This window comes from Neorhizobium huautlense (assembly GCF_002968575.1).
In the GTDB taxonomy this organism is placed as follows: Bacteria; Pseudomonadota; Alphaproteobacteria; order Rhizobiales; family Rhizobiaceae; genus Neorhizobium; species Neorhizobium huautlense.
In genome coordinates this window covers 98,254-118,611 of record NZ_PVBM01000003.1, presented here as the reverse complement: position 1 = coordinate 118,611, position 20,358 = coordinate 98,254, and the positions used below count along the sequence as shown (strand labels likewise).

Genomic DNA, 20,358 nt, shown 5'->3' with positions numbered 1-20,358 from the left:
CGCGCCTCCTTGAAGCAGACATCGCAAGGCAGCGCCAATGTCGCTAGGGCGCCAGAAGCTGGAATATTCTTCGTACAGCCGCCGGAGCCGAGCAAACCCATCCTCGCCGGCGCCGCGTTTGGGCTGTCAGCCGCGATCGGCGGACTGAGCGAGCTCCTCTCGCAACTTGTCCACCTTCTCACTGGCCCACTGCTGGGCATCCTCGCCAAAGATGAGGCGCGCCGGTGCCTTGTCTTGTGAAGCGAGCTCCACAATTCGTGCGGCAAGCAGCTTCGGGTCGTTCGGCTGGTTGCCGTTTGCCCCGTCCACGAACGATCGATACCGGGCGACTGCCTCGGCATAGTCTGGAATGAGGATGCTGCCGAAGCTCGCGGACTTGCCGTCCATGAAGTCGGTTCGCAGCATCCCCGGCTCGACCAGGAGAGAGCGGACACCAAACGGGGCCAGCTCCTGCGCAAAGCCCTCCATCCAGCCCTCGACCGCGAATTTCGACGCGGAGTATACCGACCCTCCAGCGTTGGAGACCAGTCCGCTAACCGATGAGATTGTGACGATGAGGCCTGAGCGACGCTTGCGCATGTGGGGGACGACCGCGCGCGCGACGTTCATCGTGCCGAACAGGTTTACCTCGAACTGACGCCGCACAGCGGCTTCCGTGAAGGTCTCGAAGAAGCCCAGTTCGGCATATCCGGCATTGTTGACCAGCACGTCGATTTTACCAAACCGCTTTACAATTTCCGCAGCGACCGACTTCGCTGCCTCGGCGTCGGTGATATCGAGCGCGACGGGGTGCAGGCGATCCTGGTAAACCTCAAAGCCATCGCGCACCGCATCAGCGGACCGCGCCGTTGCCACCACCGTTTGGCCCGCATCGAGTGCCGCACGCATGATCTCGCGGCCCAGTCCCCGGCTTGCGCCCGTCACCAACCAAACCCTAGCCATAGCCGTTCCTCTCTTCCTTGAGCGTCATCAGCTATGTAGGGTTGGTAATATATCGTGATAACGCGCTAATAAGTAATGGACCCCAGTAGCAGGGATTATCAATGCGGCCGGATCAGCTCAGCGACCTTGCAGTCTTCGCGGCTATTGCCTCGGAGCGCAGCTTCACGCGCGCCGCAAGGCGGCTCGGCGTCACGCAGTCAGCGTTGAGCCAGACCATGAAGCGGCTGGAGGGCCAACTGGGTTTTCGGCTCCTCTCTCGCACGACACGCAGCGTCGCCCCGACTGCTGCCGGTGAGCGCCTGCTCGCAACCCTGTCGCCGGCACTGGCCGGGTTGGACGACGAGATCGAGGCGCTGTCCCAGGCACGGGGAGCGGCGATCGGCACCATCCGGATAACGACGGGCAAACATGCCGCCGACACGGTGCTGTGGCCGATGCTCCCGTCCTTCATGCGCCACCACCCCGGCATCGAAGTTGAGGTACGCGTGGAGAGCGGGATGACAGACATCATTGCTGGCCGCTACGACGCGGGTATCCGGCTCGGCGAGCGTTTGGAGAAGGACATGATCGCGCTGCCGATCGGGCCACCCCTTCGCGTCGCGGTGGTGGCTGCTCCCGGCTACCTGAGCGACCATCCGGCGCCTATCGGGCCTTCCGACCTTACGGCGCATCGTTGCATAGCCTACGGCGATGCACATGGCGAGCTGTCTCCCTGGCTATTCGAGCGCGATGGTCGCGCGGTGACGGTCGTGCCGGGTCGGGGGCCGGTGTTTAACGACGGCGACCTGCTTGTCGCCGCCGCCGTTGAGGGTTTGGGTATCCTCTACATTCTGGAGGATCTGGTCGCGACGCCAATTGTCGACGGTCGTCTCATCCGCCTTCTGGAGCCGTGGTGCGAGCCCTTTCCAGGTTACCATCTCTATTACCCCGACCGGCGGGGCACAGCGGCCTTTGAACTGTTCAAGGAGACGCTTCGAGGATGGAAAGAAAAATAGACGGTGGCTGGCCGTCGGGAGTAGTTCCTCAGAATTCGACCGCCGTCGGTAGGACCAGTTGTTCCCATCCGGCTCGTACTCGAAGGTCTGACGTCGCTGCGCAGACAGCAGTTCTCGCGAAAGCTTCCTAGCCTCCCCATCCGCGCTTCACACGGATGCTGCCTTCGACGATCGCTGCAGCATGCCCGCTACCTCAGCTCGGTTCCGATTTCCCCATTCGCAGAGCGGAACCAGCGCCTCAACGAGCGTTTCCCCGAACGGCGTCAGCGCGTAATCGACCACCGGAGGCACCTGGTGGTGATCGTGGCGTACCAGAACGGTCATTGCGACCAACTCCCGTAATTGCTGGATCAGCACTTTTTCGCTGATGCCTCCGACCCGCCTTCTGATCTCGGAAAATCGAGTAGGGCCATCCTGGAGATGGTAAAGGATCAAAGGCTTCCACTTGCCGCCGATAACCGCCAGCGAAACGTCAAGGCCACATTGGGTGCTCGGTCCGTCCATCAAAAACCTCGCGCTTACCTTTTGGTATGTTCTACCCATCGAGCAAGTGGGTGTCTACATGTCTTCCGTCGCCCGCCGCCAGAGGTCGGGATAGCCGGAAACATTACGAGGAGCTGTCAATGAGAGACGATATCCAAATGATCAAAGAGCTATACGCTGCAGCAGAGGGAGACGGACTGGATGTCGGCAAGTTCGTCTCCTTCTTCTCCGGGGATGCCTATGTGCGGGATATCCCGACCAACATGGAGTTCCGCGGCAAGGATATCGCCATGGTCGCCGGCGGCATGGCTCAGGCCTTTCCAGATATTCACCGAGAGCTCTTCAACATCTACGCGATGGAAAATGTGATCGTGGTCGAGCTCGCCATTCGCGGCACGCATAGTGGAGCATTGGTGACACCAGATGGCCCGATCGCTCCCACCGGGAGGACCATCGATGTTCCTTGCTGCGATGTCTTTCACCTGCGGGATGGAAAGGTCGTCTCCTTTCACTGCTACAACGCAGCCTCCATCCTGCAGCGCCAGTTGGGTCTTGCGGGTAGCGACACGGCAGCTTGATAGGCGGAGAGACTGATTTGTTGACACTCCCTGCCGATTCAATTTCTTCGGCAAGGCCAGTCCGGGGGCGCCGCGTTTCTCAAGTCATGAACTCTTGACGATTGTCTCGCGCCTGAATCTGCGATGCGAAAGACAAATTGACGGGCCTGCCGCCCCATATCTGAAGCGCCTTTGGGTGCCGGAACGAGCCGGAAAGCGCGCTTTCCCAACGAGTCAACTGGAACTGCTTCGCCTTCTTGATGCAATTCGGGAATCAGCTAGCGCTCAGATCATAGTGGCCACGCACTTTTCAATCCGGGAGCCTGTTCCTGGTGCCCGATTGCTGAAACCTACCCGCGCAGGCCTTGCGCGGGTCAGGGACTCAATGTCCTGACTCCGCGGACGCACGTTGATAGAAGCGTCGGATCGACAGGTGGGACGACCGGATGTCGAGGTTGATCGCGTGGCGTGCTGCCGCTCGGTCCCGCTGGGAAATCGCCTCGATAGCGTTGCTGTGGATTTGAACGCCGTTATTGAAGATCCGATAGAAGAGCCCCTCATCCTTGCGCGCAGACGCTACGATCGGGCCGGTGCGAAGCCAGAGGGTTGAGATGATGTCGAGCAGTTGCGGATAGCCGCCGGCACGATAGAGCTCGAAATGGAACGCCTGGTTGCCAGCGAGTGCAGCGTCGAAGTCGCGGACCTCAAGGGCCTCCTGGATGCTGTCGTTATGGCGCCTCAGCGCATCGGTCAAAGCCGGGTTCTTCGGCGCGCTTGCCGCCCGCTCGGCCGCATAACCTTCCAGCTGCATGCGCACGCGAATGTAGTTCTCGTGATCGGAGGCAAGATAAGGCGCAACCCGAAGCGTCCGCGGCCCGGATTGCTCGATGGCCCGTTCCGCAATCAGCCGTGCCACCGCCTCACGCACCGGCATTGGGCTTGTTCCGAATACTTCCGCGAGGGCGCGAATGGAAACCTGCTCGCCTGGAAGAAATTCTCCCTTGAGCAGACCAAGTCGAAGGCTCTGGTAGACCCGATCCTGCACTGTCGACACATCGACCGGCACCAGCGTTCGCTGGCTTCTTATTGTCGGATCGAAAGTGTTCACGTCCTCTGGCCTCGCTAGGTCGTTGAATCAGTGTTGGGGTGCTCGGACGCCCGCGCGACCTCCAAGCCATCAGTCGTTCTACGTTCAATCGGCGGAGTTCACAACAAAAAGCAATATTGCCGCGGCTGTGAGATGTGTGATCACATATCTCAAGGCTTTACACATCGGGACGTGTGTGATTACATGCCTGCAGTGCCTCAGGAGGACCCTTGGCGATCGACGCTGAACGGTGCGGCACACGGACAGACATTCGGGAGGAGAAGAATATGAGAAGTCTCGTCATGAGCGCGATTTCGGCTGCAGCCGCATTCAGCGCTACTGCACTTCACGCCGAGCCATTGAAGATTGGCATTGTCGAGAGCCTTTCTGGCGCCCAGACGTCGACGGGTCGCCTTTACGCCAATGCCGTCAAATATGGTGTCGATCGCATCAACGATACGGGCGGTTTCAACGGCGAGCCCGTCACCGTCACGGAATACGACAACGCCGGCGGTTCGCCCGAAGCGGCCGACAAATTTCGCCAGGCCGTAGCGGACGGCGTCGACATCATCTTCCAAGGCGCTTCCTCGGCCATTGCCGGTCAGCTCACCGAGGACGTGCGCAAGCACAACATCCGCAATCCCGGCAAGGAAGTGATCTTCATCAACCTGGGCGGCGAGGCCATGGAACTGACGGGCAACAAGTGCCAGTTCTACCACTTCCGCTACACCACGACCGCTCCGATGCGGGTGAACGCGCTTGTCAGCGCGATGAAGGAGTCGGGGGACCTCGGCGACAAGGTTTATTCGATCAACCAGAATTATTCCTGGGGCCAGGACATGCAGGCAGCCGTCGAGGCAGCGGCAGCAGAGGGCGGCTACACGGTGGTCGACGAGGTTCTCCACGACGTCAACAAGATCCAGGACTTCGCGCCCTTCGTCGCGCGGATCAGGTCTGCGGCTCCGGACACCGTCTTCACTGGGAATTGGTCAAACGACCTCCTGCTGCTGATGAAGGCGGCAGGCGATGCGGGGCTCGATGTCACATTCGCCACGGCTTTCCTCGATCAACCCGGCAATATCGCCAACGCCGGCAAGACGGCCATCGGCCACTATATCGCCAACAATTATGACAACGCCGCGACGGACGGTAAATTCGCCGAAAGCTACAAGGCGGCGACGGGCCATTATCCGATCTTCGTTGAAGGCCACACCGCCTTCGCGCTTGGTGCCCTGCAACAGGCGCTGGGGACCGTCGATTTCGGCGGCGGCGACATTGATGCGACGAAGATCGCGCTGGCGCTGGAAAACACCACCTACGAGAGCCCGATCGGCCCGATCTCGGTCCGCAAGGAGGATCACCAGACGATCCGCCCCGTAGTTGTCTCCAAGGTCGTGGAAAATCCCAAGTATCCTGCCGATGGCACGAACATGGGCTTCGAAACGGTGAAGGTCATTGCCGGCGACAAGGCAATCAACTCGGTGCAGGACAGCTGCAAGATGGAACGCCCGGCCGAATAGGCCCCCGTCATCGAACGCTGGTCCGTACCAGACACGGACCAGCATCCTGACCGTCAGCTCCCGGAACACTCATGGAATTCGCGATCATCTCCACGTTGAACGGCGTGACCTATGGACTGTTGTTGTTCATGGTTTCCGCCGGTCTGACGCTCATCTTCGGCATGATGGGCGTGCTAAACTTTGCCCATGCGTCGTTCTACATGCTGGGCGCTTATGTCGCCTATGCGGTGTCCTCCGTCTTCGGCTTCTGGGCCGCCATCATCGTCGCGCCGATCTTCGTTGGCGTGACGGGCATGGCGGTTGAACGTTTTCTCTTGCCGCGCGTGCATGCCCATGGCCACGCGCATGAACTCTTGCTGACCTTCGGCCTGGCACTGATCATCGAGGAGCTCATCAAGCTCTGCTTCGGCGACTTCCCCGTGAACTACCAGATGCCCGCCGAAATGCGCTTTTCAGCCTTCCAGATATTCGGCGCAGACTATCCCTTCTACCGGCTCTTCATCGGCGGCGTGGCGATCGTGATGTTCACGGCGCTCTGGTTGCTTCTGACCCGCACCCGTACGGGGATCATCGTGCGGGCGGCGGAGCGGCTTCCGGCCATGGCCGAGGCACTAGGGCACAACATCCCGATGGTCTTCATGTTCGTGTTCGCGACGGGTGCCGCACTGGCCGGGCTTGCCGGAGCGGTGGCCGGAGCCTTCTACCCGACCAATCCCAACATGGGGCTGGAGCTCGGCGTTATTGTCTTCGTCGTCGTGGTCGTCGGCGGCCTCGGGTCACTGAAGGGATCGCTCGTTGCGTCACTTCTGATCGGGCTTTTCTCCTCGTTTGCCGTCGGCCTCGACTGGTCGCTGGCGACCCTCTTCTCGCTGGTAGGCCTGGGCGAGTGGGCGCGCTCCTTTGGTGGACTGATGACACTGGAGCTCTCCTCGGTCAGTGCGACGATACCGTTTGCTCTGATGCTGATCGTCTTGTTGGTCCGCCCGGCAGGTCTCATGGGCGAGCGCAACTAGAGAGGATGCCGATGCGTAAACTTTTTCTTCCCATCGCCCTGCTGGTCCTGCTGATCGTCATCCCTCCGTTCATGGGGATTGCCTGGCAGAACGCGCTGGTCAACGTGCTGATCGCAAGCCTCTTTGCCTTGGCGTTCAATCTGCTCATCGGCCAGGCGGGGCTGCTTTCCTTCGGCCATGCCGCCTATTTCGGACTGGGCGCCTTCGCAGCACTTCATATGATGATTGCGATCGATGACGGCTTTCCCTTCCCGACGCCGCTCGTTCCGCTTGCGGGCGCTGCGATCGGCCTCATTATCGGGCTCATCGCCGGCTACTTCGCCACAATGCGTTCGGGCGTCTACTTCGCCCTGGTCACGCTCGCGATCGCCGAGCTCTTCCATTCGCTGGCGCCGCGGCTGGAGGACCTTTTCGGCGGCGAAGCGGGTGTGTCCTCTATGCGGATGCCCTGGAGCGGGATCATTTTCGGCTCCACGCTGGAAGTCTATTACCTGACCTTGGCGTGGGTGGTGCTTTGCGGTCTCGCTCTCTGGTCCTATACCCACACCCCCTTCGGGCGTCTGACGCTTGCCCTGCGTGACAACGAACAGCGTGTAAGGTTCCTCGGTTACAACGCCCATTCATCAAAGGTGATCATATTCGCGATCTCGGCGATGTTCACGGGTGTGGCGGGCGCGCTCTTGGCAATCTCAAACGAGACGGCGAACTATTCCCTGTTTGCGAGCGATGTTTCGGCGCAGGTGGTCCTGCAGACCTTCGTCGGCGGGTCGACAATATTCTTCGGCCCCGTCATCGGCGCTGCAGCCTTCACCCTGTTCTCGTTTCTGCTTTCGGACGTCACGCGATCCTGGGTCTTTTACCAGGGGCTGATCTTCGTGCTGGTGATGCTCTATGCACCTGCGGGAATTGGCGGCGTCTTGCAACACCACATTCGCCATCGTCGCCAGCTGGACTGGTCGCGGCTCGCATGTCCCTATCTCGTCGCGATCCTTGGTGGCGTGCTGGTGGCCGCCGGCGTGGTCTTCATGACCGAAACCGTCTCGATTCTCTTCGGCGAGGAATATGCAATGGCGAGGCAGGCTACAGCCGGCGGCTTGCCGTCCTATCCGCTCTTCGGCATCGAATGGCGGCCGGTGAGCCCTCTCACCTGGCTCCTCCCGCTGATCCTCCTGGTCTGCGGTGTCGCCGTGATGGTTCGTGCCAGACGGCGTATCGATGCGCTCTGGGGAAGGATGGACGAAAGTAGGCAAGTCACGGCAGACGTCGCTGTACTGGGAGGTGCAACATGATCGCCCCGATCAACGACCAGCCGGCACTAAGGCTGTCGCGCGTTACCAAGTCGTTCGGCCCGATCGAGGTCATCAAGGGGCTGGAACTCGACGTCAGACGGGGCGATCGGCATGCGGTGATCGGACCCAATGGTGCCGGCAAATCCACACTCTTCAACCTGATTTCGGGCATGTTCGCGCCGTCGTCCGGCGAAATCATGCTCAACGGCCAAAGCATCGGCGGTCTGGCGCCGCATCGCATCAACAGGGGAGGGCTGGCACGCTCGTTCCAGATCACCAACATCTTCCATCGTCTGAGCGTGTTCGAGAACCTGCGCATCGGCGTCCTTGCCCGCCATGGCGTACGGTACGGCTTGTTTCGCCGGATTGCGCGGATGCAGCAGGTGAACGAGGAAGCGGCTGAGGCGCTGGCCCGGGTGGGGCTTGAGGCTCGCGCCCACGACCTTGCAGGCGATCTGACCTATTCGGAGCAGCGGGCGCTCGAGATCGGCATGACGCTGACCACCGGCGCGGACGTCATCCTTTTGGACGAACCGACCGCCGGCATGTCGCGCGAGGAGACAGCTCAGGCGGTGGAACTGATCCGCTCCGTCACAGAAGGCAAGACCCTGCTGATGGTCGAGCACGACATGAGCGTAGTTTTCAGCCTTTGCGATCGGGTTTCGGTACTCGTCTACGGCAACATCCTTGCAACCGACACGCCGGCGCGCATCAGCGCCAACCGAGAGGTGCAGGAAGCCTATCTGGGTCAGGAGGCGTCATGAGTCTACTCCAGGTAAAGGGACTGCACGCCCATTACGGCAAAAGCCACATCCTGCACGGCATCGATCTGGAGGTGCCGGAATCGTCAGTCGTATCCCTATTGGGTCGAAACGGTTCCGGCCGCTCGACCCTGTTGAAGGCGATGATGGGTCTGGTGCCGCCGAGCGGCGGGACGGTAACGCTGGATGGGGTTCAACTGGCCGGGCAGCGACCCTTCGACATCTGCCGCCAGGGGATCGGATACGTGCCCGAGGAGCGGCTGGTTTTTCCCAACCTCACGGTCGAGGAAAACCTCACCATGGGTGTGCAAAAAGGAGCGCCCGGCGCACATCGTTGGTCGGTCGATGAAATGTACGACTATTTCCCGCGCCTGAAGGAACGGCGCGCGATCCGGGCCGGCTATCTGTCGGGCGGCGAACAGCAGATGCTGACGATTTGCCGCTCCCTGCTGGGCAACCCCCGCGTACTGCTGATCGATGAGCCGACCGAAGGTCTGGCACCCAAGATCGTTGAGGTAGTGATGGAGGTGATCCTCGATATCGGACGCCGCGGCGTGGCGGTGGTGCTGGTCGAGCAAAAACTGACAATCGCTCTCAAGGTCGCACGGCAGGTGATGGTCATGGGCCACGGCGAGCTCGTCTTCAAGGGCACGCCCGAAGAGCTGGACGCTCATCCTGACGTAAGGCGCAACTGGCTCGAAGTGGCCTGAGGCAGCATCGCCCGCATGCAAGTAAGTGGACAGCAAATGAACATGATCAAGCGGATGAGCCCGCGCCCCGGTCTTCGGGTTCTGGTGACTGCCGGTGCTTCCGGCATCGGCGCCGCGATCGCCCGCGGCTTCCTGGAGGCCGAGGCGAAGGTGCTGATTTGTGACGTCGACGAAGAGGCTCTTCGATGTTTTGCGCAAGATCATCCGGAGGTCGCCGTCCTAAAAGCCGACATCTCTGACGAGGCCCAGGTCGACGCGCTTCTGGTCGCGACCGCGGCGAAGCTCGGCGATTTGGATGTGCTGATCAACAACGCCGGCATTGCTGGACCGACCGGCGCGATCGACGAGCTATCCGTCAACGACATCCGCCGCACCCTCGATATCGACCTGATGGGCCAGTTCTTGGTGGTGCGGCGGGCTGCACCGCTGCTGCGCGCCAGCGACGCCGGGTCGATCATCAACATTTCATCCGTAGCGGGGCGGTTGGGTTATGCACTTCGTACCCCCTATTCGGCTGCGAAATGGGGCATTGTCGGGCTGACCCAGAGCCTGGCGAAGGAGATGGGTCCGGACGGCATCCGGGTGAACGCCATTTTGCCGGGCATCGTGCGGGGTGCTCGCATCGAAAACGTCATTCGCGAGCGCGCCGCAGCCTCCGGTCTCAGCTACGAGGAGATGGAGGCGCAGTATCTCTCCAACATCTCGCTGCGCCGCATGGTCGAGCCGGAGGATGTCGCCGCCATGGCGCTCTTTCTAGCCTCGCCCGGTGGCGCCAATATCTCCGGACAAGCCATCAGCGTCTGCGGCAACGTCGAGAACATCTGAGATCAAGGAAGGAAAAGACTATGGCTCGATCATCCCGCAAGGTCATCATCACCTGTGCCATCACAGGCGGTATCCACACGCCGAGCATGTCTGCGCACTTGCCTGTCACCCCGGACCAGATCGCCGCAAATGCCATAGAAGCGGCCGAAGCCGGTGCGGCAATCCTGCACTTGCATGCCCGTAACCCGGAAGATGGCCGGCCGACCCAAGATCCTCAAGCCTTCGCGCGCTTCCTGCCACGGATCAAGCAGGCGACAGACGCGGTGTTGAATCTGACCACCGGCGGAAGCCCCACCATGACCGTGGAAGAGCGCCTGCAGCCGGCACTGAGGTTTGCTCCCGAAGTCGCGTCTCTCAACATGGGATCGATGAACTTTGGTCTCTACCCCATGCTCGGCCGCTACGAAAACTTCCAGCACGACTGGGAGCCGGCATATCTGGAGAAGACCCGCGACACCGTGTTCAGGAACACGTTCAAGGATATCGAGCACATACTGGAGAATTGCGGCGGTAACGGCACGCGCTTCGAGTTCGAATGCTATGACACCAGCCACCTCTACAATCTAGCGCATTTCCGCGACCGGGGGTTGGTCAGGGGTCCGCTGTTCATCCAGACGGTGTTCGGCATTCTTGGGGGCATCGGCACCCATCCGGATGATGTTTCGCACATGAAGCGCACGGCCGACCGGCTGTTTGGAGATGACTATGTCTGGTCCGTCCTGGGGGCCGGGCGCCATCAGCTTCCCGTCACGACGATGGCGGCTGCCATGGGCGGCAATGTTCGCGTCGGGCTGGAGGATTCCCTTTGGGACGGTCCGGGGAAACTCGCAACCTCCAATGCTGTCCAGGTGCGCCGCATCCGGCAGGTCCTCGAGGGACTGGGGCTGGAGATCGCCACTCCGGCTGACGCCCGCGAGATGCTCGCCTTGAAGGGGGGCGACAGTGTGCAGTTCTAGCGGCAGCAGAAGGGAGACGACCTATGTGGAATGACTTGGACGGTCGCGCGGCGACAAGCGGTGATATCTCGCTCGCTCGGCATTCGAAGGGTTTTCGACAAGGCGGCTGGCTTCATCTGCACGGTCGATTTTGCCCATCCCTGCAACGGAAAGAGCAGCGAGATTTCCTTCTGTCTTGGGAAATCTGCCTGACCGAACGACGCGGCTTGAATTGACGGCCAGAGCAGGAGCATTGCCTTGAACACCGAAGACATCACAACTGTGACCGTGGTGGGGACTGGACTCATCGGCGCCAGCTGGACGTGCCTTTTTTTGGCTCACGGGCTGGATGTCGTCGCGACCGACATTCGCGAAGGAGCTCAAAACGAGCTGGAGCTCGCAATAGAGCGATGCTGGTCTTCTCTTCCCGACACCTTGCTTGAAAAGAAGATGCGTGGCTCCCTGACGTTTGCCGCAGATCTCTCCGAGGCATGCCGAGGAACAGACTTTGTGCAGGAAAACGCGATCGAAAGAGTGGAAGAGAAGATCGAGCTGATGAGACGGATCGATGCTGTAACCTCTCCGGGGGTGGTAATCGCTTCCAGTTCATCCGCAATTTCTGTCAGCGACATGCAGAGTGCCTGCGCCCATCCAGAACGGGTGGTGCTTGGTCACCCCTTCAACCCGCCGCATCTGGTTCCGCTGGTCGAAGTCGTCGGCGGGGCAATGACGGAGGAAACTGCACTCGAGAAGGCCGAGCGATTTTACAAACGCCTGGGCAAGACGACGATTCGGCTGAGGAAGGAAATCTACGGGCACGTCGCTAACCGGCTGCAGGCAGCCATCTTCCGCGAGGCAATCCACCTGCTCGACAGTGGGGTCGCCTCGGCCGAGGACATCGACCGGGCCGTCATCGAGGGACCCGGTCTGCGGTGGGCCTTGATGGGGCCGTTGCTCACCTACCGTCTCGCGGGCGGCGACCGAGGTATGCAGGGGTTCTGGGACATGTTCACACCGATGCAGGACAAGCTCTGGCGCGAGCTCGGGACGCCAATGCTAGATGAGGCTCTGCAAAAGCGAGTGACGACGGCCGTGGAACTTGCATACGAGAACGTTCCGGTGGAGGCCTCGGTTCGGGAACGTGACGCAAGGCTGCGCCGGATACTGGCGATGCGGCAACAGAAAGGTCATCTGCGTTGATTGGCCCTCAGCCGGCGTTCGTTGGTGCCAGCTTAGCACCGACCGATCCGGTTCTTGCCGCCGACGTTCAGGTCGGGCCCCCAAGAGCGGGCAGGAAGATGAGGTTCGATTTGGCCTTACATCTGAGGCGGGATTGAACGATGGGTTAGCTTTTCCCTTCGTGAATCTCGCCATTGCAATCAGCCTCTCAGCTGCCGATGGCGAGCCTTGGTTGGGAACGTGGATCGCACATAATGTTTTGTGGGAAGTCGGTGCCGGCGTGCTGATCGGCCGCATCTTCGGCTGGCTCACCTTTCTGATTCCGGCTGATACGAAGCTAGCTCAGACGGGCGATGGCTTAATTGCCATCGCTGCCACATTCGTGTCCTACGGCCTCACAGAAATGATTGAGTGTTACGGCTTCTTGGCAGTGTTCATCACCGCGCTTACGATCCGTCATTCTCATAGGGAGCACGATTTTCATCGTGAGATGCACGACGTAACCGAGCAGATCGAGCGCCTCGCGATGATGATTTTGCTCGTGCTCTTTGGTGGAGCACTGGTCAATGGCTTGCTTGCGCCACTTCGATTCATGGATGTTATGGTCTCAGTCATCGTCCTTCTAGTTATTCGGCCGGTAGCAGGATGGATCGGCTTACTTGGGTTGGAGGCGGCACGGAGAGAGAAGCTGACGCTCTCCTTCTTCGGCATTCGCGGCGTTGGCTCGTTCTGCTACCTCGCCTATGGCCTTAACAATATGCCCATCGAAGGCGGGGAACGCCTTTGGGCCATCGTTGGCTTGGTGGTGCTCCTATCAGTCCTCCTCCACGGACTGACCGTAACCCCGATCATGCGGCAGCTCGACCGCAGCCAAGGCCGAGACCCCGATGCCGAGGGCATACCTCCGTCAGGACTGCAGCGGCCCGGCTAATCAGAGACGACTTCAGAGACATAAGTCGACAATACTTCGCAGATCCCAAGAGGCTCTTCTTGCAACCAAGGGGATTGACAATTATTGCGCTGCAGCCGCCAATGTGCGCGCGGAAAACCACTGCCCTCAGGTGCCATCGCATCAACCGAGGGATCTGGTTTTCCCGATAGGGGTGCGAATGCCCCTTCTATTCGACGCTTGGCACCGATCAACGCTCGTATGTCGGTCGCCAGCCTCGGGTAAACCCCGCGCTGCTCGATGCTTCCGTCAAAGCCAGTTGCTGGCGCAGGTGCCGGCAATCCTCAAGCAACGTCTCGATCGCAGCCCTTGCGTCACCGTCGTGCCAAGCCAGCACCACCTCGACGTCCGTTTCAGGTTGTTCGCTCAGTAGTTCAGCCGGACTGGATTGCATGACGCGAAATCCTCCTCCTTTCCGACACCTACGATTTTCATGACAAACCGGTACTTTCGCCGAGGCTTCCAGCTCGCCGGCACCGCGGCGGTCATTCCTCCCAGCGCCATCTGCTGCATGTGGACGTCCATGTATTCCGCATACCAAGACTCGCAGTCCTCCGCGACTTCGGCATAGGTCGCGCTTCTCCCACATTTCGGGTTGTCGCAAGTCACGATGTCTTCCGGTGACGGATTTCCGCCGTCGTACTTCAATCCACCGCCACAGGCAGCGCAGATCGGTGCGCCGAGGTGCCGGGTTCCATCATCGATTTCCATGGGCATGATTGCTCCTCTCGTCTTCGACCGGCTAAGGATCCAGAGCCAATTGCGGCGCGCCTTCAGCGGGCGGCGCCGGCTTTTTCTTGCTCGCGCGCGGTTTCGCAACTTGCCGCCGAGGCGCAGCGACCGGTTCGCTTAGCTCCAGTACGGGAGGCCTCTCGACCGGTTTGATCGCCGCGAGCGGAGCACTGACCGGTTCTGCTTCCACAGGCTCAGAGGCGGGTGCAAACCGGATCATTTTAGAGCCCTATCAAGTTTGGACATGATTTCTCCATCGCCCCGAAGCGCGTTATATATCTGTTGACAATATGTGGATGACCGCCTTCATCGCGGCCCATATGTTCTCATTATGTTCTTGTTGGCCAAGGAGTCAATGAGGATTCTCCTTCAGCCTTGTTGAGGCCGTCCAAGCGCGCGCATCGCGGTTAAGTCTGGTAGCAACCACTAACGTGGATGTGCAATCCGATTAGTTGCAAATCACCGTTGATTCCAGAAGCACATGCGCCTCTTCCTTTTGCCACTATTCGCGATCTTGCTACAACCCGGGCTTTGCTTTCGAGGATCCGAGGCTGTCTTGCGCCCGCATGTCGGCCGTTGAACCGGTTGCGCGTTTTCCTCTGAACTGCATTTCTGCTTTCCGGACCTGTCTGTACAGCGCGGGCGAAAAGACCTAATCTTTCTTTAAGCAGCAAAGCTCGGAATCAGCAGGCAATGCGTGTTGCCTCGCGTCAGTTGATGATCCCGCCCCGTTGGTCCGGGCGCAGCGAGGTTAGTCGCTCTCTCCACATTTGTAGTGCCTCAGGCGTCAATCGCGTCCACTGGGTGATTTCGCCGATAACCTTGAGTGGTGCGCTGCTACGATACGACCGCGTGGGGTTGCCGGGAAATTTCTTGTCAGTCACGTTCGGGTCGTCCTCGAATGTTCCAGCCGGCTCTACGATGTACACACGCGGGACTGCGCCGCCTCCGTTGAGTTCAGCCGCGATTTCAGCGGCGAGCCCGGCGCCGTCCACCATGGCAGTGAAGTAGATATGGTTCATCACCACTTCGGGACGATAGTTCGAGGGGTATCCCGCGGTGAGGAAGTCGCCCCTGCTCAAATCCGCGATTGTGCCATGAAAGAAGGGCCCGTCGTCCGGCGCTGTGGTCATCGTGACTGTCCTTATTTTACGATCTGCTTGTAGTCGGTTCGCTAAGCGGCGCCACCATCCGCAATGTGGTTATAAAGCGCCGTGAAGAATTCCGCTTCTGTCGCTCAGCGCGCCCATATCTGTCGTAGGGCCTGCCGCGGCATTTTCCCGAAAACAGACGTCAATCAAGATAGGTTTCGACGGCATCCAGACGCCCGGAAGCAGACATGACGTCGACTCGGAAATCCTGATTGGGGCAGTCATAGAACCCTGAAGAACGTCGCCTTGCAATGCCGATTTTTTCGCATCGGCGTGTCGGATTCCGTCTCCGCCGAACGCCATCATCACGAGCGGCCAGAAAAAGGCTCGTCCGCCGATCGAGGAGAAACCAGATGGAGCAAATGAATAATATAGATGGTGCCCAAAACCGCACGTCGGTCGAGCGTAGAGGAGACCGCGAACTCGTTGTGACACGGATAATCAATGCGCCGCCGAGCACGGTGTTCAGGGCGTGGAGCCAGCCCGTGCGCTTCCAACGCTGGTGGGTGCCCAAGTCGGCACCCGGTGTCTCGCTCGTGTCGTGCGACATGGACGTCCGTACCGGCGGCAAATATCGGCTGGAATTCGGGGCCGGCGGCTCGGGAACGATGGCCTTCTACGGCAGGTATCTCGAGGTCGTGACAAATGAGCGCATTGTCTGGACCAATGATGAAGGGGCTGAGGGCGCAGTCACGACCGTGACTTTCGAAGATCAGGGCGGGACGACGCTGCAGACCTTCCGCGAAATCTATCCGTCAACGGAAGCGCTCGAGGATGCACTGCAGGGCAGTGCGGCCGCATTGCCGGAACAATTGGACCAGCTTGAAAAATTGCTTTTCAGCTCTGAAAGGTAGCGCGAGTCGGGAAACCTGCCTCTGTACACCGACCTCCCTAGCGACCTCTTCTAACGACTGTTCCTGCCGGCGATGCCTGCTCAAGGTGGGCTTCATCACCCGCAGGGGCCTGAGGCCGTCTCCAAATCGCCTTAACTGCCATAGAGGCGATCTTGGCCGTCGCCCCGAAGCAGACATTTGGGCGACCACCAAAAATTTTCAGTCGCGCCACGACCGCCATTCCCGCCGATCTGTGTACTACGCTCGGCTCGCCTGAACGCTCAGCCACCAATCGTCCGGCCTTCCCATGCACCGCCGTATATCGCTGACGATCCAGCCGGCGTCCCTGATCGCGGATCGCAGGGAAGGCTCTCGCCAGTAGGTCTCGACATAGTGCCGCATCGCTGCATCGCGGCCGTGTGTGGATACATCCTCGCCGTCGCCCTCTCTCACCGATGCGTGCAGCCGGCCGCCGCTCCTGGTTGCCTCGGCAAGCCGTCCAAGCACCGTGCCGAAATCCTCACGCGCGACGTGAATCAGGCAAGCGCAGGCCCAGATCCCGTCATACGGCGCGCCGGGACGCTGCGGGTCGGCCAGATCGTCGATCAGCGGGTCCAACAGATCGGCCTCGTAGCCGCTCGCGCGAAGCAATTCGACGAAACCCTTCGAAATGTCGGTGCGCCGGACGCTAATCCCCCGCTTCTCAAGCGCCAGTGCATCTCGCCCGCCCCCGCTTCCGATCTCCAGCACTCTTCCCGAGCCACCCAGCGCGGTCACGAACACATCGATCTCAGTCGCCACCCATTCGGGCATCGCCGCCGCCTCGGCAGCATACTCGGCTGCGACCGCATCATAGGACCGCACGGTATCCCTGTCTGTGCTCATCGTAGCCCTCCTCCTTCAAAAACAACCGGCCCGATAGGCGAGAGGCCCATCAGCCGGTTGCGACTTCCGCACTTCGTCAGTTCATGCCATCGCGGGCGAATTGCTCCCGTGATTATCAGCAACGCGATCCAGAAGCACCACCGACCGAATTCCCTGCTGCCGGGCGGCAAGGCGCCCTCATCTCAGTCATAAAAGTCGTCCCGGCGCGCACGTGAAAGCAGACATCGGTCGCTGCGACTTGGCATCCCCCGGTGCGCCAATTGCGGTCATGCCACCTTGCTCTCCTCGTGGTGTTCCGGTTTCCATTTTTCAGCAAACGTGTTTTCAGGCTACAGATGATTAGTGATAAACCGGGACCAGACGCTTGAAACTTCTTTTGGTCGAAGACGACGCAGAGCTCGCGCAGTGGCTGATCAAGGCCCTGAAGCAACGATATGCCTTCATGATCGAATGGGCTGATGACGGCGCACTGGCGGATCAACGATTACGGCAAGAGGAATTCGACGCGGTCATCCTGGACCTCGGGCTGCCGAAGATGGACGGACGCGCAGTCCTTTCGGCCATGCGCAGCCGCGGAGACACGACACCTGCACTCGTCCTGACTGCTCGCGACACTTTATCCGAAAGGATTGGGACGCTGCATGAAGGTGCGGACGACTTCCTGGCCAAGCCGTTCGCGATTGAGGAGTTGGAGGCAAGGCTAGTGGCGCTGGTGCGTCGGGTCCATGGGCGAAATGCAGGAACGTTCTCCTGTGGTGAGCTGACCTACTATTCCGCCGAGCAGCGCTTTACGTTGAACGGCGATCCGCTGGACCTTTCGCCTCGCGAGCACTCGCTCCTGCGCATCCTCCTACAGCACGCGGGAGAGCCGATGTCGAAGCAGAAGATCGTCGACAGGATGTTCTCCTACGACGCCGACATCCACCTCGAGGCAATCGAGGTCATCGCTCACCGTCTTAGGAAAAAGCTCTCTCACTCCGTCCAAATCAGGACGCTTCGTGGCCTTGGCTACGTGCTTGAAGCGGGCGCGACATGAGCGCCACGAGCACCTCTAACCCCGGACGTCCTCTAGCGGTCACCCTTGGGGTGTGGATTGTTCCGGCAATCGTCCTTGCGATGGCGTCGACGCTCTGGTTCAGCGCGACGACCGTCCAGGAGATGGCCAACAGCGCCTACGACCGGTCTCTCGCCGGAGCCGTTAGGGCGATCGACGCCAACATCTCCACGGAAAGCGGTGGGGTCGGGGTCGAGCTTCCCTATAACCTCTTCGAGTTCTTCCAGCTCACGGCACAGGGCAAGGTCTACTTCAACGTCTCCACGAGCGATGGGCTGGTGCAGATCGGGGACGTGCTTTTACCGGAGACGCCGAACCTTGAACCGGGTCAGCTCCGTTTCCATGACGGCGACTACTTTGGCGAAGTCATCCGGGTTGGAGCGCTCTCTCGTCCGCTCGATCCTGCTAGACCTGAGGGGACTCAGATCACGATCCAGGTCGCCGAGACGAAGCTGTCGCGCACCACCTTCCAGAACGAGTTGATGATGCGCGCCATCCTGCGCGACGTCCTCGTTGTTGCGGTCCTTGGTACGTTGATAGGCGTCGGCGTCTACATGGCGCTGAAGCCACTGAACAGGCTGCGGGAAGCCATCGACGCTCGGGAGCCTGACGAGTTAAAACCTCTTGAGGTCGCTGATCTGCCCAAGGAGGTTCGGCCGGCAGTCGAGGCGATGAACCGTTTGATGGCCAGAAACGTAGAGCAAGCCCAACAACAGCGGCGATTTCTTGATGACGCTTCACATCAACTCAGGACGCCGATGACGATCCTACGCACCCAGATCGACTACGCGCTGCACCAGTCGAACCCCGATGAGGTCCGTACTGCGCTGCAGTCGTCCAAACTCGTGCTGGATCGCTCAATCCGCACGACAAACCAGCTTCTTGCGCTTGCCAAGGCGCGGACGTCACAAGGCACGGAGACATACCCCCAAGCTTCTATCGACGTCGCCGAGTCGGTCGCAGAAGTCGTCCGCATGCTGTGGCCGCGTATACGTAGTCGCCAAATGGACTGCATCGTCGAGTCTTCCGGTCAGAGGCTGATCGTCCGCGCCAACGAGGGCTTCCTTCAGGAGGCGATGATGAACATCCTGGACAACTCGATCAAATACGCCCCTGAAACCAGCCTCGTGACGGTGACGCTTTGGCGAGAAGACGCCGCGGCTGTCGTGGAGGTAATGGACGAAGGTCCGGGAATGGAAGAGGAGGAACTTGCCTACGCCGGTATGCGCTTTCGCAGCGGTCAAAAGGCTACGAGCGGGAGCGGTCTCGGGCTGGCGATCGCGCTAACCGTCGCCCGCGCCAGCGGCGGGTCGATGCAGGTGAGGAACAGGTCGGACCGCAGAGGCCTTGTCGTCTCGCTCCGCCTGCCTTTGGCAACTGAAAGCCAGTTGAAAGCTTGAGGCGGATATATGGCGAGCTTCGCAGATAGGAGGTCTGCGTTCGTCATCTGGAGGATCATCTATGACAATTGCATCTCGCGCCGCGCTCGCCGCCGCCATTTCTATCACAGCCGTTTCCGTTGCTCCGACTTTCGCGCAAGCAGAGCCGAAGAACCCAGAATGCATCGCACCAGCGCAGCCGGGCGGAGGTTTCGACATCACCTGCAAGCTCGCCCAGGCGACGCTTCAGCAGTCGGGCGCGATCAAGTCCCCGATGCGCGTCTCGTACATGCCGGGCGGCATTGGCGCGGTTGCCTACAACGCGATCGTCGGACAGCGCCGTGCCGAACCAAATGTCGTCGTGGCATTCTCCGCCGGATCGCTCCTGAACCTCGCCCAGGGCAAGTTCGGGGCATATTCTGAAAAAGACGTTCGCTGGGTCGCCAGCGTCGGCACCGACTACGGCGCTGTCGTCGTCCAGGACAGCAGCGAATACAAGTCGCTGACGGACCTGATGGCTGCCATCAAAAAAGACCCGAAGTCTGTCATCACCGGAGCCGGTGGCACGATAGGCAGCCAGGACTGGATGAAGGCCGCGATGGCTGCGCGTGCCGCAGGCATCGACTACAAAGCCATGCGCTTTGTGGCGTTCGAGGGCGGCGGGGATTGCGCAACCGCACTTCAGGGCGGACACGTCCATGTCTGCATGAACGACGTGGGTGACAGCCAGGCAGCAATCGATGGTGGCGCGCCGCTGAGGCTTCTTGCGATCTTCTCGGAGCAGAGGCTCCCAGGCAAGCTGTCCCAGGTGCCGACGGCCACCGAACAGGGATTTGACATCAAGTGGCCCATCGTCCGCGGGTTCTATGTCGGACCTGAAGTCAGCGACGCGGACTATAAGTGGTGGGCTGATGCTTTCGCCAAGACGATGCAGTCTCCCGACTACGCCGCGGAACTTCAGAAGCGCAACCTCTTCCCGCTTCCCATGACGGGCGAGGAGACGAAGGCGTTCGTGGAAAAACAGGTGGCGTCATACAAGAAGCTCGCCGCTGACTTCGGTCTCGCCACGACCAAATAAG

The 20,358-nt window shown here is 60.4% G+C and carries 22 protein-coding genes; 15 read left to right on the top strand and 7 right to left on the bottom strand.

Features of this window, described 5'->3' with window-relative positions:
• Positions 1 to 126: 126 nt before the first annotated feature.
• On the bottom strand, positions 127 to 924 hold the full coding sequence (locus C5L12_RS04580) for an SDR family NAD(P)-dependent oxidoreductase (RefSeq protein WP_245422763.1): 798 nt from the start codon (positions 922 to 924) through the stop codon (positions 127 to 129).
• Positions 925 to 1,043: 119 nt separating this feature from the next.
• Between C5L12_RS04580 and C5L12_RS04575 the strand changes: the two genes are divergently transcribed.
• Complete coding sequence (locus tag C5L12_RS04575; RefSeq protein ID WP_105370840.1) at positions 1,044 to 1,937, top strand: LysR family transcriptional regulator; 894 nt, start codon at positions 1,044 to 1,046, stop codon at positions 1,935 to 1,937.
• A 147-nt stretch (positions 1,938 to 2,084) separates the two neighbouring features.
• Here C5L12_RS04575 and C5L12_RS04570 read toward each other — a convergent pair whose 3' ends face one another.
• Positions 2,085 to 2,441 (bottom strand): winged helix-turn-helix transcriptional regulator, encoded by a 357-nt coding sequence (locus C5L12_RS04570; protein ID WP_105371042.1) that lies wholly within the window; start codon positions 2,439 to 2,441, stop codon positions 2,085 to 2,087.
• Between the two features lie 119 nt (positions 2,442 to 2,560).
• Between C5L12_RS04570 and C5L12_RS04565 the strand changes: the two genes are divergently transcribed.
• A complete protein-coding gene (locus tag C5L12_RS04565) occupies positions 2,561 to 2,998 on the top strand; it encodes an ester cyclase (protein ID WP_105370839.1) in 438 nt (145 codons plus the stop codon).
• Between the two features lie 361 nt (positions 2,999 to 3,359).
• Here C5L12_RS04565 and C5L12_RS04555 read toward each other — a convergent pair whose 3' ends face one another.
• Positions 3,360 to 4,085, bottom strand: a complete 726-nt coding sequence (locus C5L12_RS04555; protein WP_105370838.1) for a GntR family transcriptional regulator — start codon at positions 4,083 to 4,085, stop codon at positions 3,360 to 3,362.
• Between the two features lie 266 nt (positions 4,086 to 4,351).
• Here C5L12_RS04555 and C5L12_RS04550 point away from each other — a divergent pair, with 266 nt between their 5' ends.
• The 9 genes from C5L12_RS04550 to C5L12_RS04510 all read left to right on the top strand — a co-directional run bounded on the left by C5L12_RS04550 (position 4,352) and on the right by C5L12_RS04510 (position 13,227).
• Positions 4,352 to 5,584 carry a branched-chain amino acid ABC transporter substrate-binding protein gene (locus tag C5L12_RS04550; RefSeq protein WP_105370837.1) on the top strand — a complete coding sequence of 411 codons (1,233 nt, stop codon included), beginning with the start codon at positions 4,352 to 4,354 and terminating at the stop codon, positions 5,582 to 5,584.
• A gap of 71 nt (positions 5,585 to 5,655) precedes the next feature.
• Positions 5,656 to 6,597, top strand: coding sequence for a branched-chain amino acid ABC transporter permease (locus tag C5L12_RS04545; protein WP_105370836.1), 942 nt, complete (start codon positions 5,656 to 5,658; stop codon positions 6,595 to 6,597).
• 5 nt (positions 6,598 to 6,602) lie between these two features.
• Positions 6,603 to 7,886, top strand: a complete 1,284-nt coding sequence (locus tag C5L12_RS04540) for an ABC transporter permease subunit (RefSeq protein ID WP_105370835.1) — start codon at positions 6,603 to 6,605, stop codon at positions 7,884 to 7,886.
• Complete coding sequence (locus C5L12_RS04535; protein ID WP_105370834.1) at positions 7,883 to 8,650, top strand: ABC transporter ATP-binding protein; 768 nt, start codon at positions 7,883 to 7,885, stop codon at positions 8,648 to 8,650. Before C5L12_RS04540 ends, C5L12_RS04535 begins: the two co-directional genes overlap by 4 nt.
• Positions 8,647 to 9,357 carry an ABC transporter ATP-binding protein gene (locus C5L12_RS04530; protein WP_105370833.1) on the top strand — a complete coding sequence of 237 codons (711 nt, stop codon included), beginning with the start codon at positions 8,647 to 8,649 and terminating at the stop codon, positions 9,355 to 9,357. The genes C5L12_RS04535 and C5L12_RS04530 overlap by 4 nt, the downstream gene beginning before the upstream one ends.
• A gap of 36 nt (positions 9,358 to 9,393) precedes the next feature.
• Positions 9,394 to 10,182 carry an SDR family oxidoreductase gene (locus C5L12_RS04525; RefSeq protein WP_105370832.1) on the top strand — a complete coding sequence of 263 codons (789 nt, stop codon included), beginning with the start codon at positions 9,394 to 9,396 and terminating at the stop codon, positions 10,180 to 10,182.
• 20 nt (positions 10,183 to 10,202) lie between these two features.
• On the top strand, positions 10,203 to 11,138 hold the full coding sequence (gene kce, locus C5L12_RS04520) for a 3,5-dioxohexanoate:acetyl-CoA acetone transferase (protein WP_105370831.1): 936 nt from the start codon (positions 10,203 to 10,205) through the stop codon (positions 11,136 to 11,138).
• 237 nt (positions 11,139 to 11,375) lie between these two features.
• Positions 11,376 to 12,317 (top strand): 3-hydroxyacyl-CoA dehydrogenase NAD-binding domain-containing protein, encoded by a 942-nt coding sequence (locus C5L12_RS04515; protein WP_205839306.1) that lies wholly within the window; start codon positions 11,376 to 11,378, stop codon positions 12,315 to 12,317.
• A gap of 133 nt (positions 12,318 to 12,450) precedes the next feature.
• Complete coding sequence (locus C5L12_RS04510; protein ID WP_245422761.1) at positions 12,451 to 13,227, top strand: cation:proton antiporter domain-containing protein; 777 nt, start codon at positions 12,451 to 12,453, stop codon at positions 13,225 to 13,227.
• Between the two features lie 208 nt (positions 13,228 to 13,435).
• On the opposite strand, the gene C5L12_RS04505 is transcribed toward C5L12_RS04510, so the two are convergent.
• The 3 genes from C5L12_RS04505 to arr all read right to left on the bottom strand — a co-directional run bounded on the left by C5L12_RS04505 (position 13,436) and on the right by arr (position 15,110).
• Positions 13,436 to 13,639, bottom strand: a complete 204-nt coding sequence (locus C5L12_RS04505; RefSeq protein ID WP_105370829.1) for a dehydrogenase — start codon at positions 13,637 to 13,639, stop codon at positions 13,436 to 13,438.
• Positions 13,612 to 13,962, bottom strand: a complete 351-nt coding sequence (locus C5L12_RS04500; protein WP_105370828.1) for a hypothetical protein — start codon at positions 13,960 to 13,962, stop codon at positions 13,612 to 13,614. Before C5L12_RS04500 ends, C5L12_RS04505 begins: the two co-directional genes overlap by 28 nt.
• Positions 13,963 to 14,687: 725 nt before the next feature.
• Positions 14,688 to 15,110 (bottom strand): NAD(+)--rifampin ADP-ribosyltransferase, encoded by a 423-nt coding sequence (arr, locus tag C5L12_RS04490; protein WP_105370826.1) that lies wholly within the window; start codon positions 15,108 to 15,110, stop codon positions 14,688 to 14,690.
• Between the two features lie 371 nt (positions 15,111 to 15,481).
• Here arr and C5L12_RS04480 point away from each other — a divergent pair, with 371 nt between their 5' ends.
• Positions 15,482 to 15,982, top strand: coding sequence for an SRPBCC domain-containing protein (locus tag C5L12_RS04480; protein ID WP_105370824.1), 501 nt, complete (start codon positions 15,482 to 15,484; stop codon positions 15,980 to 15,982).
• A gap of 237 nt (positions 15,983 to 16,219) precedes the next feature.
• Here the strand turns inward: C5L12_RS04480 and C5L12_RS04475 are convergent, their stop codons facing one another.
• On the bottom strand, positions 16,220 to 16,846 hold the full coding sequence (locus C5L12_RS04475; protein WP_105370823.1) for a class I SAM-dependent methyltransferase: 627 nt from the start codon (positions 16,844 to 16,846) through the stop codon (positions 16,220 to 16,222).
• Between the two features lie 364 nt (positions 16,847 to 17,210).
• Here C5L12_RS04475 and C5L12_RS04470 point away from each other — a divergent pair, with 364 nt between their 5' ends.
• The 3 genes from C5L12_RS04470 (at position 17,211) to C5L12_RS04460 (ending at position 20,357) form a co-directional block, all read left to right on the top strand.
• Positions 17,211 to 17,882, top strand: coding sequence for a response regulator (locus tag C5L12_RS04470; RefSeq protein WP_105370822.1), 672 nt, complete (start codon positions 17,211 to 17,213; stop codon positions 17,880 to 17,882).
• A complete protein-coding gene (locus C5L12_RS04465) occupies positions 17,879 to 19,300 on the top strand; it encodes a sensor histidine kinase (RefSeq protein ID WP_105370821.1) in 1,422 nt (473 codons plus the stop codon). The genes C5L12_RS04470 and C5L12_RS04465 overlap by 4 nt, the downstream gene beginning before the upstream one ends.
• A gap of 61 nt (positions 19,301 to 19,361) precedes the next feature.
• Positions 19,362 to 20,357 (top strand): Bug family tripartite tricarboxylate transporter substrate binding protein, encoded by a 996-nt coding sequence (locus C5L12_RS04460; protein ID WP_105370820.1) that lies wholly within the window; start codon positions 19,362 to 19,364, stop codon positions 20,355 to 20,357.
• The last annotated feature ends 1 nt before the right edge of the window (position 20,358 follow it).

Bases quoted from the DNA above. Each gene is read 5' to 3' on its own strand.
- C5L12_RS04575 (WP_105370840.1), top strand. From the start codon at position 1,044: ATGCGGCCGGATCAGCTCAGCGACCTTGCAGTCTTCGCGGCTATTGCC.
- C5L12_RS04570 (WP_105371042.1), bottom strand. From the start codon at position 2,441: ATGGACGGACCGAGCACCCAATGTGGCCTTGACGTTTCGCTGGCGGTT.
- C5L12_RS04565 (WP_105370839.1), top strand. From the start codon at position 2,561: ATGAGAGACGATATCCAAATGATCAAAGAGCTATACGCTGCAGCAGAG.
- C5L12_RS04550 (WP_105370837.1), top strand. From the start codon at position 4,352: ATGAGAAGTCTCGTCATGAGCGCGATTTCGGCTGCAGCCGCATTCAGC.
- C5L12_RS04545 (WP_105370836.1), top strand. From the start codon at position 5,656: ATGGAATTCGCGATCATCTCCACGTTGAACGGCGTGACCTATGGACTG.
- C5L12_RS04540 (WP_105370835.1), top strand. From the start codon at position 6,603: ATGCCGATGCGTAAACTTTTTCTTCCCATCGCCCTGCTGGTCCTGCTG.
- C5L12_RS04535 (WP_105370834.1), top strand. From the start codon at position 7,883: ATGATCGCCCCGATCAACGACCAGCCGGCACTAAGGCTGTCGCGCGTT.
- C5L12_RS04530 (WP_105370833.1), top strand. From the start codon at position 8,647: ATGAGTCTACTCCAGGTAAAGGGACTGCACGCCCATTACGGCAAAAGC.
- C5L12_RS04525 (WP_105370832.1), top strand. From the start codon at position 9,394: ATGAACATGATCAAGCGGATGAGCCCGCGCCCCGGTCTTCGGGTTCTG.
- kce (WP_105370831.1), top strand. From the start codon at position 10,203: ATGGCTCGATCATCCCGCAAGGTCATCATCACCTGTGCCATCACAGGC.
- C5L12_RS04505 (WP_105370829.1), bottom strand. From the start codon at position 13,639: ATGCAATCCAGTCCGGCTGAACTACTGAGCGAACAACCTGAAACGGAC.
- C5L12_RS04500 (WP_105370828.1), bottom strand. From the start codon at position 13,962: ATGCCCATGGAAATCGATGATGGAACCCGGCACCTCGGCGCACCGATC.
- arr (WP_105370826.1), bottom strand. From the start codon at position 15,110: ATGACCACAGCGCCGGACGACGGGCCCTTCTTTCATGGCACAATCGCG.
- C5L12_RS04480 (WP_105370824.1), top strand. From the start codon at position 15,482: ATGGAGCAAATGAATAATATAGATGGTGCCCAAAACCGCACGTCGGTC.
- C5L12_RS04475 (WP_105370823.1), bottom strand. From the start codon at position 16,846: ATGAGCACAGACAGGGATACCGTGCGGTCCTATGATGCGGTCGCAGCC.
- C5L12_RS04465 (WP_105370821.1), top strand. From the start codon at position 17,879: ATGAGCGCCACGAGCACCTCTAACCCCGGACGTCCTCTAGCGGTCACC.
- C5L12_RS04460 (WP_105370820.1), top strand. From the start codon at position 19,362: ATGACAATTGCATCTCGCGCCGCGCTCGCCGCCGCCATTTCTATCACA.